Origin of the sequence: Sphaerochaeta sp. UBA5836 (assembly GCF_002432845.1) — a bacterium.
Classification (GTDB): domain Bacteria; phylum Spirochaetota; class Spirochaetia; order Sphaerochaetales; family Sphaerochaetaceae; genus Sphaerochaeta.
The window spans coordinates 2,618-20,821 of sequence record NZ_DJGW01000061.1; the positions used below are offsets into that span (position 1 = coordinate 2,618).

Sequence of the window (18,204 nt, forward strand, 5' to 3'; positions counted from 1 at the left end):
TTCCTGCCTTGAGTATCTGGAACACACACCCTTCTTTTGCTTTTGCAACGATCAACCGACAGAGCGTACAAGGGAAGGATCTGTACAAGCGGCTGAATGAAACAAGACCGGGCTCTCTTGCCCGGTCTTGTTTCTGTCACCTACTTGGATTGCTCCAAGACCAAGGTGACGGTGGTTTTGTCACATACCTCGCTCGGTCCATAGTACTGTACGGCACCGGGGTAGGTGAAACAAGTTTCGCGTGCCCATCGGCTGCGGTGCTTTGCAAAGTAGGTAAACGGCTTTCCTTCCAGTTCAACCAGCGCCTTCTTTATTACAGGTTTCTTTGCACCATGGCGGACTTCCATGTTCATCATCATGGTGATGGGAATGCCGCCTGCATTCCAATTTTGGGCGGGGGCGCACAAGTTGGTGACCGAGCTGAGGTATCCACTCAAGCCGGCTCCGATCAGGCAGAAGGCGTTGTACCCGAGGCTGTAGCAGTAATCGGCGTCGAAGTTGGTCGGGAAAGCACAGCGGCCCTCATAGCCGAAGAAGTGGGTCATCGAGCTGAATTTTCCTTTGTAGGTTCCTTCAGCCTTCATGTGCTTCAACCGATTCTCAACCATTGATGCAAGAAGCTTGTCGGTCTCGATGCGTGAAACCTGGACGTTTCCATGGGGGTCGCGGTCCATCAGCAACTGTTTTTGAATCTCATCGGGGAGAATGGTGAATACGGCCTGTGAGCTTTTGCTCAATCGGGAGCTGACAAACGCAACACGCTGATCGCTGTCGGTCAAGGCATTGAATGCTGTCGCTTCCTTGGCAAGGAGATGGTTGATCTCATCGATCAAAGCCTTGATCTCGGGAATGAACTCAACCAAGCCTTCGGGAATGAGCACAACACCAAAGTTGTTCCCATCCAGAGCCCTGGCGCTGACCGCCTGGGCTATATCCTCGACGATGCCGACAAGACTCTGCTTGTTTGCTTCCACTTCTTCACTGATGAGGCAGATGTTCGGCTGGGTCTCGAGGGCGCACTCCAAAGCGATATGGCTTGCACTGCGGCCCATCAGCTTGATGAAATGCCAGTACTTCTTGGCACTGTTGGCATCGCGCTCGATATTGCCGATCAGTTCGCTGTAGGTCTTCGTGGCGGTGTCGAAACCAAACGAGATTTCAATGAATTCGTTCTTCAGGTCCCCGTCGATGGTCTTGGGGCAGCCGATGACCTGGATTCCATGGTTCTTTTCCAGGAAATACTCGGCAAGGACTGCTGCATTGGTGTTTGAATCATCGCCTCCGATAATGACCAGGGCGCTGATGTCATGCTTCTTGCAAACCTTGGCACAGATTTCAAACTGCTCTTGGGTTTCCAGCTTGGTGCGACCGCTGCCGATGATGTCAAATCCGCCGGTATTGCGGTATGGGGCAAGAAACTCACTGGTGATGATCTGATAGGAGTCCTCCAGGATGCCGGAGGGGCCTCCCTTGAATCCGTAGAGGATATTCTCGGGATTTGCAGCCTTGAGGGCGTCGAACAGGCCGCTGATGACATTGTGTCCTCCAGGAGCTTGGCCCCCGCTGAGGATGACTCCGACATTACGCCGTGCAGTGATGGCTTGGTTGTCGCCTTCAGTAAAGGTGACCCGGCTCATCCCATAGGTATGGGGGAACAGTGCCTTGACTGCATCAGCATCGGTTGCAGCGCTTGTCGCCTCGCCAAACGCGGGTGCAATGCTGGTGATGTCCTTCCTGAGAATAGCGGGCAGTTTAGGCTGATATGCATAACGGGCCTGCTGCAAAGGGGAAATGTCCATAATGAACTCCTCATGATTAAAGTATCTGAACATGCTAACCATAGAACAAAATGCCCGTGTGTTTCAAGCGTGAGCACTTGCTTGGCGGCCGTGAGGCTGGTATACAGGAGGCAGGAGGCTGAGTATGTACCAAGAGATTGACGCCAACGATGGTTGGTATTTCCATCCGGGTTTCGAGGATGCGTTTCTCCAAGCCGATTACGATTATTCGGCCTGGCAGCAGGTGGACCTGCCGCACAGCCCTCATCAGTTTGGGATTGGCTACCGCCAAGAGCTCTCGTATGAGGGATTCTCTACGTACAGGCGCGCCTTCTCTGTTGCAAAAAAGGCGGAACAGCTGCTCTCTCTCCATTTTGACGGCATTGCAAACAGTGCAAAGTTCTACTGCAACGGCGAGCTGGTCGGCTTCAGCAAAGGTGCCTATCTGCCCTATACCCTTGATTTGGGAACCTTGCATGCATTTGATTTGACAGTGGTTGTCGATGCCACCGAAGATCCGGCCTTTCCTCCTTTTGGGGGAAGCATGGACTATCTCTCATTTTGTGGCATCTATCGCTTGGTTACCCTGGTTGTCACCGAAAAGGAACATCTGACATTCCTGTCGGTGAGCAGCAAATCCGATACCTCTGTCCAGCTGCAAGGAAGGGCGGTCGATAGTGATACCCTTGGTGTGACAGCCTTGCTGTATGACGGACGGTCCTTGCTGGCCCGGTCGGAAACCACCATCGAAAACGGCTCTTTTTCCCTGGCCTTCGAAGAGCTGAAACTCAGGCGCTGGAGCTTGGACGATCCCTATTTGTATACGATGCACATCAAGCTTGCCGACAAGGATCAGCGGATGATCCGTTTCGGCAGCCGGTCGGCTGAGTTCAGGGCCGATGGCTTTTATCTCAACGGCAGCAAGCTGAAGCTGGTCGGCTTGAACCGCCACCAGGACTATCCGTACCTCGGGTATGCAGCACCACCAAGCCTGCAGCGGGAGGATGCAAGGCTGCTCAAGCAACTGGGAGTGAATCTGGTACGAACCAGCCACTATCCGCAGGATTGCAGCTTTCTCTCTGCCTGTGATGAGTTGGGTCTCCTGGTTTTCGAGGAGATTCCCGGTTGGCAGCACATCGGCAAAGAGGCCGGTTGGCGTTCTGCCTGTCTTGAGAATACCCGGGCGATGATCGAGCGGGATTGCAACCATCCCAGCATCATTCTGTGGGGGGTGAGGATCAATGAATCGGCCGATGACCGGCAGCTGTATGAAGCAACGAATGCACTGGCTCATGAGATCGATCCCCATCGACAGACCGGCGGGGTGCGCAATCTCAAGCACAGCGAGTTCTTGGAAGATGTGTATACCTACAACGACTTCTCCTATGCCGGTAAAGGAAGAGGGCTTATGAAGAAGTCGAAGATTTGTTCCAAGGATGCACCGTATTTGGTGAGCGAATACTGCGGGCATATCTATCCGGTCAAGCGGTTCGACCCGCCGATGATGCGAAGCGAGCATGCCCTGAGGCATTATCAGATTCTTGATGCAGCGGCCTCTACCAAAGGACTGAGTGGAGCCATAGGCTGGTGTATGCACGACTACTACACCCATGCCAATTTCGGAAGCGGGGATCAGATTTGCTATCATGGGGTTCTCGACCTCGCCCGAAACCCCAAGGCCGCAGCGTATGCATACCAGAGCCAGTTGGACGGGCCGCCCATGGTGTGTGTCCTCTCCAGCATGGAAGGGGGGGACCATCCCAATGCATGTCTGGACCAAGCAGTGATCGCTACCAATTGCGAGGCGGTCCGGCTGTGGTACAACGATGATCTGGTCGGTATTTTCCACCCCGATCGCAAAAAGTTCCCCCACCTTGCCCATAGTCCGGTCATCATCCGGGATTTCATCGGCGAACGGCTCAAGGCAGAATCCTATTTGAATGAAAGGCAGCGAAAAAGCCTCTCCCGCCTCTTGGGCAAGGTAGGCAGGCAGGCTGTAAAACTGACGATGCTCGACACCCTCAAGATGGGGTTGTTCCTTATGCGGCACCGCAAGAACTACGGCGATGCAGTACGCTTGTTCTCCACTTATGTAGGAAACTGGGGAAGCAAGGAGGCAGTCTGGCGTTTCGAGGGCTTGATCGACAATGAGGTGGCTGCAGTCGAGGTGTTGAGGGCGGGCATCAAGCCGGACTTGCGCCTGCTCAGCTCCTCAACCGACCTCTCACTAGGCCTGTCCACCTATGATATGGCAGCTGTTCGGCTTCAGGTGGTGAAAAAGGGACAGCAGCTTCCGTTAAGCTATGCCAATATTGCATTTGCCGTCAGCATCGACGGTCCGCTTGCCTTAAGCAGCCCGGATACCGACTGTACCATAGGCGGAAGTGCGGTTGTGTATGTACGGACGGTTGGAAAAGCAGGAAAAGCGACGCTGACGGTCCACTCGAATCTGGGTGACACAACCCTTTCTTTTACTGTACGCTGACACCATGTTGAAATTGTATGTTGATGCCGATTCCTGCCCGAAGAATCTCCGTCAGATTGTGCTGCGTGCAATCATGAGGAACAACCTTGTCTCATGCTTTGTCGCCGACCGTCCCCTGAAGGATATCGAGCAAGCCTGTCAGATGCATACCGCCGAGCTTCGCAATGCCGCCAGGAAAGCCGGAGAGTGTGATGAGATGGCCCTGCGTGCGATACGAAGCCCCATCACCATGGTTGTTGTCCAGCCTGGCATGGATAGTGCCGACGATTGGATTGTTGAGAACGCTACACCCCCGGCGATCGCCATCACCCATGACATTCCGCTGGCAAGCCGGTTGGTCGAGAAAGGATTGACGGTCCTGGACGACCGAGGCAAGACGTATACCCGTGAAAATATGGCCCAACGGCTTTCGGTGCGCAATGCAATGACTGAATTCAGGGAGATGGGCTTGTTTGCCGAAAAGCATGAGCGTATGGGAAACAAGCAGATCAAGGCGTTCAGCGATGCTTTCGATTCGTTGTTGACTGCAATGCTGAAGCAATAGGGGCATCGTCTGTTCTTCAAGGGTGATGAAACGAACAGCCCTGCTTCTCTATCATACGAGTCTGGAGCGCGAGCAACTGCTTTGCCGCTTATCCCCGTTCTCGTTTCTTGAGCTGGAATGCCACAAGCTCGAGACAGAAAGAAAGACCGAATATGCACAGCCGGTGATATGCTTTGCACGCGACCTGCCGTCGGCCCTTCATTTGAAACAACACCTTTGCTGTCCTTCCCTGCTGCTGTTCTGTCCCCCGGCACTCATTGGAATGTTCAGCCTCCTTGACGATGAGCGATGCCGAACCAAAAGTCTTTCCTGTTCCATTGCTTCCCTTCAACAAGCCCTGCTTCTTGTGACCGACACCAGGGAACCGGCGTGTGTCCAGGAGCATTCCGTCCTGCTGACCAGACGGGAGCAACAGGTTCTCGCCCTTATGCTCAGCGGTCAGGATATGAATTCCATCGCCGGCAGTCTTGGGATCAAACGGTCGACTGTCATAGCTCATAAGAAACATTTGTTCTTGAAAAGTGGAGTCCATACCACCAGCCAATTGGTGGTATGGGCCATGCTCAAGCAGGTGTGTGTGCAATAAAAAAGCGGTGGAGTATTCCACCGCTGCAGCTCTAGAAGTCTGCGAGTTTAGGGGCTCTGGGGTAGGGGATGACATCACGGATGTTTCCCATACCGGTAATGTACTGCACAGCACGCTCGAATCCCAAACCGAAGCCGGCATGGGGTACGGAGCCGAATCGCCTCAAATCGAGGTACCACCAGTAATCCTTGGGATCGAGCTTGAGTTGCTGCATCCGCTCGATGAGGGTGTCCAGATTCGATTCTCGTTCGCTGCCTCCGATGATTTCTCCCAGGCGGGGGACCAGGACGTCCATGCCGCGGACCGTTTTTCCGTCATCGTTGAGCCTCATATAGAAAGCCTTGATTTCTTTCGGATAGTCGGTGACGATGACCGGGCGCTTGCACACCACCTCTGTCAGGAACTTCTCGTGCTCGCTCTGCAAATCGTTGCCCCAAGCCACCGGGAATTCAAACCCGGAATTGTGCTTCTCCAGCTCTTTCACCGCTTCGGTGTATGTCATGTGGGCAAAGGGAGTCTCCACGATTTGACGCAGGGTCTGCTCCATGCCCGCTTCCACAAACTTGCTGAAGAAGGCCATATCCTCAGGGCATTTCTCCAGTACTGTCTTGAAGAGATATTTCAAAAAGGCCTCGGCAAGTTCCATGTTGCCGTCGAGTTCACAGAAGGCCATTTCCGGTTCAACCATCCAGAATTCTGCAAGATGGCGTTTGGTGTTGGAATTCTCGGCTCGGAACGTGGGCCCGAAGGTGTAGATGTTCTTCAAGGCCATGGCATATGTCTCGCCTTCAAGCTGCCCGCTCACCGTGAGAAAGGCTTCACGACCGAAGAAATCCTTGGAGTAGTCGACCGCCCCATCCTCCGTCCTCGGAACGTTGTTCAGGTCCAAGGTGGTCACCAAAAATTGTTCGCCGGCGCCTTCTGCATCGCTGGCGCTGATGATCGGGGTGTTTACATAAGCGAACCCGCGTTCCTGGAAAAACTGATGGACGGCATAGCTGAGCGTGTTTCGCACCCGTGCCACCGCTCCGAACATGTTCGTCCTTGCCCTGAGGTGGGAGATTTCCCTCAGGTACTCGATGGTGTGGCGTTTCTTCTGCAAAGGATACGTATCCACCGGGCATTCTCCGACCAAGGTGATGTCACTACAGGCCATCTCGACAGCTTGGTCTCCGCCGGCACTTTCCACTATCGGGCCTCTGCAGATAACCGAACAGCCGGTGGTGATACCTGCCAGGATGCTCTGATCTGCGAGCTTGTCTTTGTCGATGACTATTTGCAGACCCTTCAGGCACGAACCGTCATTCACCTCAAGGAAGCATACATTCTTGCTGTCACGCTTGGTTCTCACCCAACCTTCGGCTGTGACTATCTCTGTAGATGGTGTTCTCTTGAGCAATGCTGAAATACGTTCTTTCATGGGTCGAAACTCCTTCTTGTAATTACGCCATTATGGTTGCTTTGCCTTGGGATAGTCAATATTCATCAAGATGCAACCGGTGAAACCCTGTTGTTTGTATTGCGGTGCATCGGCCTTGATAATACATGATATACATAGAAATTGTGCTTGTATTTGACAGATTGACAAAAAATGAAATAGTGTATATATAATAGATAGAATACAACACGGAGGCCTTGCATGTATAAGACCATACCTCAGACATTTGCCCACATCGTAAATCAGTACCCTGCCTATGCCGTGCAGATGAGCAAGGATAAGCATGGTGTTTTTACTTCGGTATCCTATTCCGAGCTCTCCAGTGAGGTGAACAGTCTTGCAGCCTCCCTCGCCAAGCGGGGAGTGAAACGGGGCGACCTCATTGGTTTGATCAGCGACAACCGCAGCGAATGGCTTGCCAGCGATCTGGCAATTCTCACCCTCGGGGCAGCTGATGTCCCCAGAGGCCGCGATGCGATGCCGTATGAAATCAGCTTCATTCTCAGTGTTACCGAGGCTCGATTTTGCTTTGTGGAAAATGCCGTCCAGCTTCGTAAAATTGTGAATCTTTTGGATAAGCTGCCTGATCTCAAGCATCTGATTGTGATGGACCAGGAGTTCAGCGGGGAGATGGCTGAGGATATCGTCGTGCCCCAGGGTGTTGAGATCCTGCTCTATCGCAGCTTGATCCAGGAGGGGCGTGAACTTCTCAATGACCGCAACATCACCCAATACATCGAAGAAGAACGCCGCAAGGGAACCGCCGATGAGACGGCCACCATCATTTTCACCAGCGGCACCACCGGCGATCCGAAAGGTGTCATTCTCACCCATAAGAACTTTGCCTACCAGCTGGAGGCGGTTCCCAAGTTGATCAAACAGTTGGCTCCCGGCCAAAGATGGCTCAGCGTGCTCCCCGTTTGGCACTCTTTCGAGCGCATCCTGCAGTATGTGATCATCAGCAACGCTTCCACCATTGCTTATTCAAAACCGCTTGGCTCGGTATTGCTTGCCGACCTTGTTGCGGTGAACCCCCAGTGGATGGGCTCTGTTCCCAGGATTTGGGAGGCGGTGAAGGCGGGGGTATTTGCCAGCATGAAGAATAAGAGTCCGGTTGCCAAAGGCCTGTTTGCCTTCTTTGTACAGGTAGCAAGACTGTACAGCCGCAATAAGGACCTGCTCCTTGGTGAGGTGGCCACCTTCCAAAAACACAATCGATTGTTCGACATACTTCGTTCATTTTTACCGACGATCCTGCTGTATCCGCTCTATAAGTTGGGCGACAAGCTGGTGTTCTCCAAGGTCAAGCAGAAACTCGGCAGGAACTTTATTGCCGGGGTGAGCGGCGGCGGCTCACTCAGCGAGGGGGTGGACCTCTTCTTTGCTTCGATCGGCATCAAGTTGCTCGACGGGTATGGTTTGACTGAAAGCGCCCCGGTTGTTGCAATAAGGCCGCTCGCCCATGGGGTGAAGAGAACCATCACCGCGTTGGAAGGAACCGAGGTGCGTATCGTCGATGAAGAGGGAAACGAGGTGAAGCCCGGTCAGAAGGGTGTCGTCATGATAAGGGGACCGCAGGTGATGAAGGGCTACTACAAGCGTCAGGATCTCACCGACCGCGTCCTCTCCAAGGATGGTTGGCTCGATACCGGCGATCTTGGCATGTGGACTCACAACGGTGAGTTCGCCATCTGCGGGCGTGCAAAGGATACCATTGTCCTCAGCGGCGGCGAGAATCTTGAGCCGGTTCCCATTGAAGCGAAGCTCTGTGAGAGCGAATTCATCGAAAGTGCTGTAGTTCTTGGGCAGGACCAAAAGTATTTGGGTGCCTTGATCGTCCTCAACAAGAAGCGGATCGAGGAGTATCTGACCGAGAAGCAGATTCCCTACCTTGCAGATAAACTAGCCTCCATGAAGGAAGTAAAGGAACTCATCGAGAAGACGGTGGGCGAGATTGTGAACAGCAGGCATGGTTTCAAGAGCTTTGAGCACATTGTACGGTTTCACCTGCTTGCCAAGAGTTTTGAAGTAGGCAAGGAGCTGAGCGCCAAGCAAGAGCTCAAGCGCTTTGAAATCCAGAAGCTGTATCAAAACGAGATTAAGGAGCTGTTCGTCAGCTGAATGACACGTTCTTGGCAGCTGTCAGCTTTCTTGCATTTTTCCCTTGACTCCTATACTATAAATATAATACATCGGAAGTCAGGGGATGCAATGATTCAGATCATCGGCACCAAGAAGTGCAAGGAGACAGCAAAGGCCTTACGTGCCTGCAAGGAGCGCACCATCGCGTTCCAATTTGTAGACTTGGCTGAGCGGGAGCTCTCAGCAGGTGAATGGAAATCGCTTTTTACCGCCCACGTTCCGCTCTCACTGGTCGACAGTGAGAGCGCTTATTATAGCAAGCAAGGCTACCAATATCGTGATTTCGATGCTCAAGAGGAACTAATTGAGCATCCAGCGTTGTTGAAGACACCCATCCTTCGGTCCGGCGGCCGTGTCCATGTCGGCTACGACCTTGCTGTGATAACCGACTGGGGAGCGCGGTGATGTTGCAATACGCTGTTCTAGGCAGTGGCTCCAGTGGAAATAGTTATGTGTTTTCCGATGGGACCGTCTCCTTTCTCATCGATCAAGGCTACAGTGTGGTTGAGCTGAAGCGCAGGCTTGAGCGATTTTGCATCGGCTTGGAAACCGTCCAGGCTGTGTTTGTAACCCATTTGCACCCTGACCATGCAAAAGGAGTTGGAATCTTGTGCCGCAGGCAACCTGCAGGGGCATACATCAGCTCTCGCTCGATGCTCGAGCAGCCCGACCAATTTGCAAAGCTCGGCATCCCTCTTCAGCAGGTTTTCCCGGTCGAGCCGTTTGAGGTGGTCGAAATCGGACCTTTCAGCCTGTTCTGTTTTGCAACAAGCCATGACAGTGCCGGTTCGGTTGGATGGTTCATCACCTATGAGGACCAGAATCTGATGGTTCTTACCGATACCGGTCTTACCACCGTCGAGCATAAACAACTTGCAAAGGATGCAAACATCCTCTTTTTGGAAGCAAATTATGACAAGCGGATGTTGGAAACCGGACCGTATCCGCTCTATTTGAAACAACGCATCGATGGTTCGCACGGCCATCTATCAAACGAGCAAGCCCTGCTTTTCCTTAAGGATAGCGGGTTTGCCGGCAACCACATTTATTTCATCCATTTATCAGATGTTAACAATGATCCCGCCCTCTTGGAGAAAGCAGCACGCCGGACTATCCAAACCCCGTTCACGGTGTGCCATAAAAACCAATGGTATGGTCCACAGCCGGAGGCGCTATGAAAAAGAAGAAGAAAAAAGAAAAACAAATCGTATGGTCGTATCGTAAGATTCGCAAGCTGAAACGAGAAGATGGCCTGACCATGAAGACTGTCACCGAATACACAATGGAGTCGGTGGTTGAATGCACGGTCAGCAGGAATGCCAAGCGCATTGCGCTTCGCACCTATGGGGATGACGATAGTGAGGTGACCTATGCCGGGCTGAAAACCATGAAGGATGCCATCGGCGTCTTTTTGCTCGAGCATGGGTATGTCAGAGGCGACCGCATCGCCATCATGGGCGAGAGTTGTCCTACCTGGCTTATCGCATATTTCGGTATCACCAGCATCGGATGTACCGCGGTGCCTATTCTTCCCGATTTTTCTGGAAAGGAAGCCTGCCAGATCCTGGCCCACTCCAAGGCAAAGGGAATCGTTGTCAATGCAAAACATTTTGAGAAAGTGATTCCCTTCGTGAAGGACAATCCGTCGCTGTTGGTGCGAATGGAAGACCTCTTCCACATACCCGATCCCATCAGCAGCCAGCTGGTCGACAGGCAGCAGTTCGCTGCGGCTCCCGGGCGGGATATCAGGAGACGCAAACTGGACAAGAAGGCCGAGGAGCTCAGGCGGGCCTCTCTTGCCAGGGAAGAGGACCTTGCATCCTTGATCTATACCAGCGGGACAACGGGGAACAGCAAGGGCGTCATGCTCACCCACAAGAATCTGGTATGGAATGCCGACGTCTCCACCGACGTGTATGTGAACCTGAAGCCCGGCGACAAGGTGCTTTCCATACTCCCCATCAGCCATGTGTATGAATTCACCACCGGCCAGATCCTGGAGTTGATGTGCGGCTGTGAGATTGTGTACCTAGGCAAGGCTCCGGCTACATCCATCCTGCTTCCCGCCCTCAAGGAGGTCAGGCCCAGGATTGTCATGACTGTTCCCCTGCTCATGGAGAAGGTGTACCGCAGTTCGGTGCTTCCTGTACTCAGGGATAACAAGAACCTCCAAAAATGGCTGAAATACCCCGTTGTCCGCCGCTTCATCTGCCGAGTCATCGGGCGAAAGCTCAAGATGACCTTCGGCGGAAGGCTCAAGTTTTTTGGTATAGGGGGAGCCCCGTTGGACCGTGAAGTGGAACAGTTTCTCAGTGATGCAAAGTTCCCTTATGCCATCGGGTATGGTCTGACCGAGACCGCTCCCCTGATCGCCGGCGGACTGCCGAAGAAGCATTTTGTCGGAACCATCGGGAAAGTAGTCGAACACGTGGATGTCAAGCTTGAGAATCCCGATCCGGTCACCAAGGTAGGAGAAATTCTGGTCAAGGGCCCCAATGTCATGCAGGGCTATTATGACAACCCCGCCCTCAATGCCGAGGTCTTTACCAGCGACGGGTATTTCAGGACCGGTGATTTGGGGCATCTGGACAAGCACGGCAGACTCTCCATCATGGGAAGAACCAAGACGATGATTCTTGGCAGCGGCGGTGAGAACATCTATCCCGAGCTTATTGAGGCGGTCATCAACAACCAGAGTTTTGTCACCGAGTCATTGGTCGTTCCCGAGGATGGGGGCCTGATCGCCCTGGTGAAGATCGACTTTGACATGTTCGCCCAAAAAATGGCGGTCAACGTCAATGACGCAAAGGCCGAGGCGCTCAAATATGTGGCAAAGCTTCGTGAGGAAGTGAACAAGGAGCTCAGCGCCTTCAGCAGGATCAGTGCTGTCGAGCTGCAGGAGGAGCCGTTCCAGCGAACGCCCACGCAGAAGATCAAGCGGTTCCTTTACTCAAGAATCAAGGATGATGGTTCGAAGGAGAAACAACAGACTTGAGTCTTGGCCCGTTGGTGTGGTATATCTTCTGAAAGGATAAACCATGGCAAACGTAGACATCAGGATTCGAAAGGTGGAGGCTCTTGCCACCCCGGATGAACTGTACACCCAGTTTCCGGTGGATGAGGCAACCAGCGATTCCATACACCGGAGTCGACAGACGGTAAATGATATCATCCAAGGGAGGGACCGGCGATTGTTGGCAATCGTGGGTCCCTGTTCTCTGCATGACCCTGTTGCAGCCCTTGAGTATGCAAGAAAACTGAAGGCACTCTCCTTCGAGATCGAGGATGAGATGTTTGTGGTGATGCGCACGTATTTCGAGAAGCCCAGGACGGTCGGCGGCTGGAAAGGACTTATCCTTGATCCAAAGATGGATGGAAGCTACGATATCGGCGGGGGTATCGCCTTGGCAAGGTCCTTGCTCCTTGAAATTGCAAAGATCGGGCTTCCTGTCGGTTGTGAAGTGCTTGATCCCATCATCCCCCAGTACATAGATGAGCTGATCAGTTGGTCCAGTATCGGGGCAAGAACCTCCGAAAGCCAGATTCATCGTAATCTTGCCAGCGGCTTGAGCGTCGCAGTGGGTTTCAAGAACAGCACCAGCGGGGATTTGGTGAGCGCAGTCAATGCAATAAAGAGTGCCTATCAACCTGCGTCGTTCATCGGTATGGACGGGAAGGGGGCGAGTGCAATTTTCCGCACGACCGGCAACGATTGCTGCCACCTGATTCTTCGGGGAGGGGATCAGAGCCCCAACTACTACGAGGATGATGTGGAGAGCGCCCGCCTGCTTCTCCAGAAGGAGGGGCTTGTGCCGGCCATCATCATTGATTGCAGTCACGCCAACTCCCGCAAGAACTATGAGAGGCAGAAAAGGGTGTTGCGCTCGATCATCGACCAGGTATGCTGGGGCGAGAAGGCGATTCGCGGTTTCATGCTGGAGAGCAACCTTCTGAGCGGCTGCCAAAAGATTCCAGATGACTTGACCCAGCTCAAGTACGGGGTTTCCGTTACCGATGCCTGCATCGGATGGGACGAAACCCAGAGAATATTGCTACATGCTTGCGAATTGCTTCGCAAGGCTCGACTCGAAGGCGGTAGTGTTCAACCGCTGTAGCACGGGGAGGTTGTATGGTTCCTTCTGTTTTGGTGATTCTCGCTGAAGGCTTTGAGGAAGTGGAAGCAATCACTCCCATCGACCTGCTTCGCAGAAGCGGGGCGAAGGTGGTGGTGGCCGGACTTGATGATATGATGGTCAAAGGCTCGCACGGTTTGGTTGTCGGTTGCGACCGGCTGCTCAGTGAATGCATGGATGACTCGTTCGACTGCGTGGTGCTGCCCGGAGGCGGAAAGGGTTCTCAAAATCTTGCATCATCGTTCAGCGTTCTGGAAGCGGTGATCAAGACTGCGCAAACAGGTGTAGTGGCAGCAATTTGTGCAGCTCCTGCTGTTGTGCTGGGCAAGACCGGCCTGCTAGAAGGAAAGCGGGTTACCGGCTATCCATCCACCGAAGAGTATTGTCCTGGTTTGAAACTGGAGAATGAGCGGGTGATCACCGATGGCAGGCTGATTACAGCCCAGGCCGCCGGCAGTGCGATGCACTTCTCCCTGGCTATCATTGCAGCGTTGTTTGATCAGAAGACTGCGGATGCAATTGCAGAGCAAGTCATATTTTAGGGGTGCAAAGCATGGAAATTGGGTTTGACAACGAGAAGTACCTTTCCGAGCAAAGGCATTTCATCCTTGAACGGGTGAAACAGAGCGACGGAAAGCTCTATCTCGAATGTGGGGGAAAGCTGCTCTTCGATTACCATGCAGCCCGGGTGCTCCCGGGCTTTGATCCGAATGTGAAGATGCGGGTGTTTCAGTCTTTGAAAGACCAGATTGATGTCATTATCTGCATTCACAGCGGTGATATCGAGCGTCGGAAGATGCGTAGTGATTTCGGCATCACGTATGACACCGATGTGTTTAAGATGATTGATGACTTTTCCAAATGGGGGTTGACCGTCACCCGTGTGGTCATCACCCGATTTGACGAGGAGCCCGGGGCGGTTCACTTCAAGAACATCCTCGAGCAGCGCGGCCTGTGTGTATACACCCATAAGGCTACCCGCGGCTACCCCAACGATGTCGACCTGATAGTCAGTGACGAAGGATATGGGGCCAATCCCTATATTGAGACGGATCATCCGGTGGTCATCGTCACCGGACCGGGCCCGGGATCGGGCAAACTGGGAACCTGCCTTTCACAAATGTATCATGACTACAAGGAGGGCAGACGCAGCGGGTATTCGAAGTTTGAGACATTCCCGATTTGGAACCTGCCGATCGACCACCCTGTCAATATCGCCTACGAGAGTGCAACCGCCGATCTTGGGGACAAGAACCTCATCGATCATTTTCATGCCAGTGCATATGGGACCATCACGGTAAACTACTCCCGTGACTTGGAAGCCTATCCCCTGCTCAACAGGATACTTGAGAAAATCACTGGAACCGATTGCCTGTACAAGAGCCCGACCGATATGGGTGTCAACCGCTGCGGATTCGGGATCATCAACGATGCGGTGGTCCGCAAGGCGGGCCAGCAGGAGATCATCCGACGCTACTACCGCTCTGCGTGTGAATATGTGCAAGGCATCGGAAGCAAGGAGACTGTGGAACGAAGCCGGTCGATCATGGAAGGCGCCAAGCTCTCCATCAACGACCGTTCGGTTGTCCCTGCCGCACAGAAAGCCCTTGAGGCCGGTATTGCCAAGGGGAAAGGCCTCAACGGCATAGTCTGCGCTGCCGCCATCGAACTGCCTGACGGGCGGATTGTTACGGGGTGCAACTCTCCGTTCCTGCATGCATCCTCAGCCTTGATTCTGAATGCCGTAAAGGTGCTGGCAAATATCGATCATGAAGTGGATCTCATCTCTCCAGCCATTGTGCAGTCGGTGACCGCCATGAAGCGTGATGTACTGAAGGGCAGGGGGGTGAGCCTGAATCTCGATGAGGTGCTCATCTGCCTGGCGATGAGCTGTGCAATCAGCAACGAGGCCAAGCGTGCCTCGGCAGTGCTTCCCGCCCTCAACGGCTGCGAGGTTCATATGACGCACATACCATCCTCCGGCGACTCCTCAGGACTGCGCAAGCTCGTGCTGAATGTGACCAGCGAACCTCGGTTCCCGACTTCGAATCTGTATAATCCAGCCTGACCTCAGCCGAACAGGCCGGCAAGGACCGGAAGGACCCCCAGGACAGCCAGGATGCGGAAGGTGTGCATCAGGACTATCTTGGGGGTTTGTAGTCCCAACTCATCGCTGATGAGGCCCATTTCCTGAATGCCTCCCGGAGTGGATGAGAAGAGGGCTGTTGCCCAGTCCATTTTGCATGCCTTGTGAAGGATGTAGGCGGTAAGGAATGCCATGACAAAGAGTTCGACGGTTAGGATGAGAGCGGGGGCGAACAGGATGTCGATCTCCAGAAAGGTTTGGGCTGTGATTTTGCTGCCGATGTAGGTGCCGGCAAAGATCTGTACCAGTACTTTGACACTGGCTGGGTAGGCAGCACTCTGTTTGGCAATGTTCAGTATGGCAACAGCGATGATGGCACCCAGGATTGCTCCTGCAGGAATGTTGAGCAGGTAGAAAAGCAGCCCTCCAGAGAGGGCGCAGAGAAAGGTCGGGATGTAGTGCAACATCCTGTTTTTTCTGTTCTCTCTTCGGTTTTCTGCTTGTTGGAGTGCTTCACCAGGCTGCTTGATTTTCAGCATCGACCTGATCATTGGAGGAAATACAATGATCACCAAGGTGAGTCTGAAGAGTTGCAGCAAGGCTACATGTTCCATGACAGCACCGAAATCTGAGGCAACAAGGGCGAGGTCGGACACTCCTCCTGGGGCGCAGGCGAAAAAGGAAGTCATGAAGCTCAGCGAGGTGGAATGCTCCATCAGAAAGGCAAAAACCAAATTGGTGGCCAAAAGAACCGTAACCAACACGATGACCGGCAGGGCCATGGTTTTCAGTGATTGTACATCGGAGCGGGAAAACCTGGTTCCGATGACCAGACCCGAGGCAATCTGCACAAGTACTCTCAGCTCATGGGGATAGGCTGGAAACACCGGTGTGAAACTATTGATGCTCATGACTGCAAGCATGGCGCCGACAAGAGCCCCCGCGGGCAGCTTCAGTTTTCTCAACAACAAACCACCAAGGGCACCGATGATATGCAGCAGCACAAGAAGAAGTAAATTCATAAGGAATCCTTGTGATATATGATGAATTGAACATGGCAACCGCCCGATTGGGTATTGATTGTATCACAAGTTTTGCTTTGGAGGAACATTGGATGGATGATTGACTGCTTGACGTGCTTCTATGGTACTGATACCTTCTAGATATGAAATTATCGACAAAAGGAAGGTACTCCCTCCAAACCATGGTCTATCTGGCCACGTGCAGGGAGAACTGCAGTATTCGCAGTATCAGTGAAGCCACCGGCATCAGCAGCGGATATCTGGAGCAGCTGATGATTCCGCTTCGTCGTGCAGGCCTTGTGCAGGCTGAACGGGGAGTGCAGGGTGGATACCGTCTTGCCAAGGCCGATATCACCTGCAAAGAGGTGCTTGCCGCCAGCGAAGGTGATTTCGAGCCGGCTCCCTGCAAAAACTGCACTCGTACCGATGCCTGCAAGACCCATCAGATCTGGTCACTGTTGCAGAGCGCCGTAGTGGATTTTTCCAGCCAGGTAACCATCCAGGAGTTGGCATCTCATTTGGTGGAGAGTGAGGCGGGAGGCGGTATATGAAAATTTCAACGCGCGGGCGTTACGGCCTGAGATTGCTTGTCGATATCGCCGAACATGCCAACGAAGGGCCTATCGCCCTTACCGTGGTTGCCAAGCGTCAGGATCTCAGTGAGAAATATCTGCAACAGGTGGCATTGCTGCTTACCCGGGGTGGTTTTCTCACCTCGGTGAAAGGGTCTGGAGGCGGCTATATGCTTGGGCTCAGCTCCGAGGAAATCATGATCTATGATGTCCTGGACTTGCTTGAAGGCAACATTGCCTTTGAGGAGCCTCCAGGAAGTGAAGAGAATGCCATCGAACGAGTGATTCGTCTGCATTTTTATCAGAAACTCGACCAAGAGGTGAAAAAAGTCTTTGAAGGTTTGTCGCTTTGTGAGGTTACCAAGGCACAATGGTTCACCTATGTCATCTAGAAGAGGGGGCTTGACGAAGGAGCTTCCTATAATTACTATTATATCTACAGATTAAATAGGATATAGACCCATACCGGGAGGAGGCTGCTTGCCATGAGTGCACACATATACCAGAACATCACCGAGAAAATCGGGAAAACCCCTTTGATTCGACTCAATAGGCTCAACACAACCAAGGCTGACATTTTGGTGAAAATGGAGAGCTTCAACCCCCTGTCCAGTGTGAAGGACCGAATCGCCCTGGCGATGATTGAAGGTGCGGAAAAGCGAGGACAGTTGAAGAACGGGTCGGTCATCATTGAACCGACCAGCGGGAATACCGGCGTCGGTCTTGCCTATATCGCCGCTGTGAAAGGCTATCGTCTTGTCATTACCATGCCTGAGACAATGAGCATCGAGCGCAGGAAGCTGCTCAGCGCCCTCGGAGCCGAGTTGGTGCTCACCGACGGATCGCTCGGCATGAAGGGTGCCATTGCCAAGGCCGAGGAAATCGCCCGACACACCCCCAATTCATTCATTCCGTCCCAATTTGAGAATCCTGACAACCCGGGCATTCACTATGCAACAACCGGGCCTGAAATTTGGGAGGACAGCGGACAGCAGGTGGACCTCTTTGTAGCAGGGGTGGGCACTGGTGGGACCATCACCGGAGTAGGCCGCTATCTCAAGGAGAAGAATCCCTCAGTCAAGATTGTGGCGGTGGAGCCTGCGACCAGCCCCGTGCTCAGTGAAGGCTACGGCGGACCCCATAAGATACAGGGTATCGGAGCAGGATTTGTACCCGCTACGCTCGACCGTTCGGTTGTTGATGAAATTTGCACCGTCGAGGATGCAAGGGCCGGAGATGCAGCAAGGCAGGCGGCCAAACTTGATGGTCTGCTGGTTGGTATTTCGAGCGGTGCGGCCCTGCATGCAGCCCTCTCGTATGCAGAGAAGCCCGAGTGGGCAGGAAAAACCATCGTGGTCATGCTGCCGGATACCGGAGAGCGCTATCTTTCGACCTGGTTGTTCAGCGAGGCTTGAGAA

At 53.2% G+C, this 18,204-nt stretch carries 16 protein-coding genes; 13 read left to right on the forward strand and 3 right to left on the reverse strand.

The window, feature by feature from the left end:
• Nucleotides 1-140 precede the first annotated feature (140 nt).
• A complete protein-coding gene (locus B3F49_RS04820) occupies nt 141-1,799 on the reverse strand; it encodes a diphosphate--fructose-6-phosphate 1-phosphotransferase (RefSeq protein ID WP_293909345.1) in 1,659 nt (552 codons plus the stop codon).
• A gap of 124 nt (nt 1,800-1,923) precedes the next feature.
• Between B3F49_RS04820 and B3F49_RS04825 the strand changes: the two genes are divergently transcribed.
• From B3F49_RS04825 to B3F49_RS04835, 3 genes are read left to right on the forward strand one after another with little or no spacing between them, the layout of a single operon-like run.
• On the forward strand, nt 1,924-4,263 hold the full coding sequence (locus B3F49_RS04825) for a glycoside hydrolase family 2 protein (RefSeq protein ID WP_293909348.1): 2,340 nt from the start codon (nt 1,924-1,926) through the stop codon (nt 4,261-4,263).
• A 4-nt stretch (nt 4,264-4,267) separates the two neighbouring features.
• Nucleotides 4,268-4,807 carry a YaiI/YqxD family protein gene (locus B3F49_RS04830; protein WP_293909351.1) on the forward strand — a complete coding sequence of 180 codons (540 nt, stop codon included), beginning with the start codon at nt 4,268-4,270 and terminating at the stop codon, nt 4,805-4,807.
• A 25-nt stretch (nt 4,808-4,832) separates the two neighbouring features.
• On the forward strand, nt 4,833-5,393 hold the full coding sequence (locus B3F49_RS04835; RefSeq protein ID WP_293909354.1) for a helix-turn-helix transcriptional regulator: 561 nt from the start codon (nt 4,833-4,835) through the stop codon (nt 5,391-5,393).
• A 31-nt stretch (nt 5,394-5,424) separates the two neighbouring features.
• Here B3F49_RS04835 and asnS read toward each other — a convergent pair whose 3' ends face one another.
• Nucleotides 5,425-6,813, reverse strand: coding sequence for an asparagine--tRNA ligase (gene asnS, locus B3F49_RS04840; protein ID WP_293909356.1), 1,389 nt, complete (start codon nt 6,811-6,813; stop codon nt 5,425-5,427).
• A 219-nt stretch (nt 6,814-7,032) separates the two neighbouring features.
• On the opposite strand from asnS, the gene B3F49_RS04845 reads away from it, so the two are divergent.
• The 7 genes from B3F49_RS04845 to B3F49_RS04875 all read left to right on the forward strand — a co-directional run bounded on the left by B3F49_RS04845 (nt 7,033) and on the right by B3F49_RS04875 (nt 15,174).
• Nucleotides 7,033-8,952, forward strand: a complete 1,920-nt coding sequence (locus B3F49_RS04845; RefSeq protein WP_293909359.1) for an AMP-dependent synthetase/ligase — start codon at nt 7,033-7,035, stop codon at nt 8,950-8,952.
• A 90-nt stretch (nt 8,953-9,042) separates the two neighbouring features.
• Nucleotides 9,043-9,378, forward strand: a complete 336-nt coding sequence (locus tag B3F49_RS04850) for an arsenate reductase family protein (RefSeq protein ID WP_293909362.1) — start codon at nt 9,043-9,045, stop codon at nt 9,376-9,378.
• Nucleotides 9,378-10,151: an MBL fold metallo-hydrolase gene (locus tag B3F49_RS04855; RefSeq protein ID WP_293909365.1), complete on the forward strand. Its 774-nt coding sequence runs from the start codon at nt 9,378-9,380 to the stop codon at nt 10,149-10,151. The genes B3F49_RS04850 and B3F49_RS04855 overlap by 1 nt, the downstream gene beginning before the upstream one ends.
• Nucleotides 10,148-11,968 carry an AMP-binding protein gene (locus B3F49_RS04860; protein WP_293909368.1) on the forward strand — a complete coding sequence of 607 codons (1,821 nt, stop codon included), beginning with the start codon at nt 10,148-10,150 and terminating at the stop codon, nt 11,966-11,968. The genes B3F49_RS04855 and B3F49_RS04860 overlap by 4 nt, the downstream gene beginning before the upstream one ends.
• 43 nt (nt 11,969-12,011) lie before the next feature.
• Nucleotides 12,012-13,088: a 3-deoxy-7-phosphoheptulonate synthase gene (locus B3F49_RS04865; RefSeq protein ID WP_293909371.1), complete on the forward strand. Its 1,077-nt coding sequence runs from the start codon at nt 12,012-12,014 to the stop codon at nt 13,086-13,088.
• A gap of 14 nt (nt 13,089-13,102) precedes the next feature.
• Nucleotides 13,103-13,648: a DJ-1 family glyoxalase III gene (locus tag B3F49_RS04870; RefSeq protein WP_293891379.1), complete on the forward strand. Its 546-nt coding sequence runs from the start codon at nt 13,103-13,105 to the stop codon at nt 13,646-13,648.
• Nucleotides 13,649-13,659: 11 nt separating this feature from the next.
• Nucleotides 13,660-15,174, forward strand: a complete 1,515-nt coding sequence (locus B3F49_RS04875) for a DUF1846 domain-containing protein (RefSeq protein ID WP_293891382.1) — start codon at nt 13,660-13,662, stop codon at nt 15,172-15,174.
• A gap of 2 nt (nt 15,175-15,176) precedes the next feature.
• Here the strand turns inward: B3F49_RS04875 and B3F49_RS04880 are convergent, their stop codons facing one another.
• Nucleotides 15,177-16,214: an AbrB family transcriptional regulator gene (locus tag B3F49_RS04880; protein ID WP_293909374.1), complete on the reverse strand. Its 1,038-nt coding sequence runs from the start codon at nt 16,212-16,214 to the stop codon at nt 15,177-15,179.
• Nucleotides 16,215-16,357: 143 nt separating this feature from the next.
• Here B3F49_RS04880 and B3F49_RS04885 point away from each other — a divergent pair, with 143 nt between their 5' ends.
• From B3F49_RS04885 to cysK, 3 genes are all read left to right on the forward strand, one after another.
• The gene (locus B3F49_RS04885; protein WP_293891388.1) at nt 16,358-16,765 is read left to right on the forward strand and encodes an RrF2 family transcriptional regulator; all 408 of its coding nucleotides are present in this window, start codon (nt 16,358-16,360) and stop codon (nt 16,763-16,765) included.
• Nucleotides 16,762-17,178 (forward strand): RrF2 family transcriptional regulator, encoded by a 417-nt coding sequence (locus B3F49_RS04890; protein ID WP_293909377.1) that lies wholly within the window; start codon nt 16,762-16,764, stop codon nt 17,176-17,178. The genes B3F49_RS04885 and B3F49_RS04890 overlap by 4 nt, the downstream gene beginning before the upstream one ends.
• Nucleotides 17,179-17,271: 93 nt before the next feature.
• A complete protein-coding gene (cysK, locus tag B3F49_RS04895; protein ID WP_293891394.1) occupies nt 17,272-18,201 on the forward strand; it encodes a cysteine synthase A in 930 nt (309 codons plus the stop codon).
• Nucleotides 18,202-18,204 lie beyond the last annotated feature (3 nt).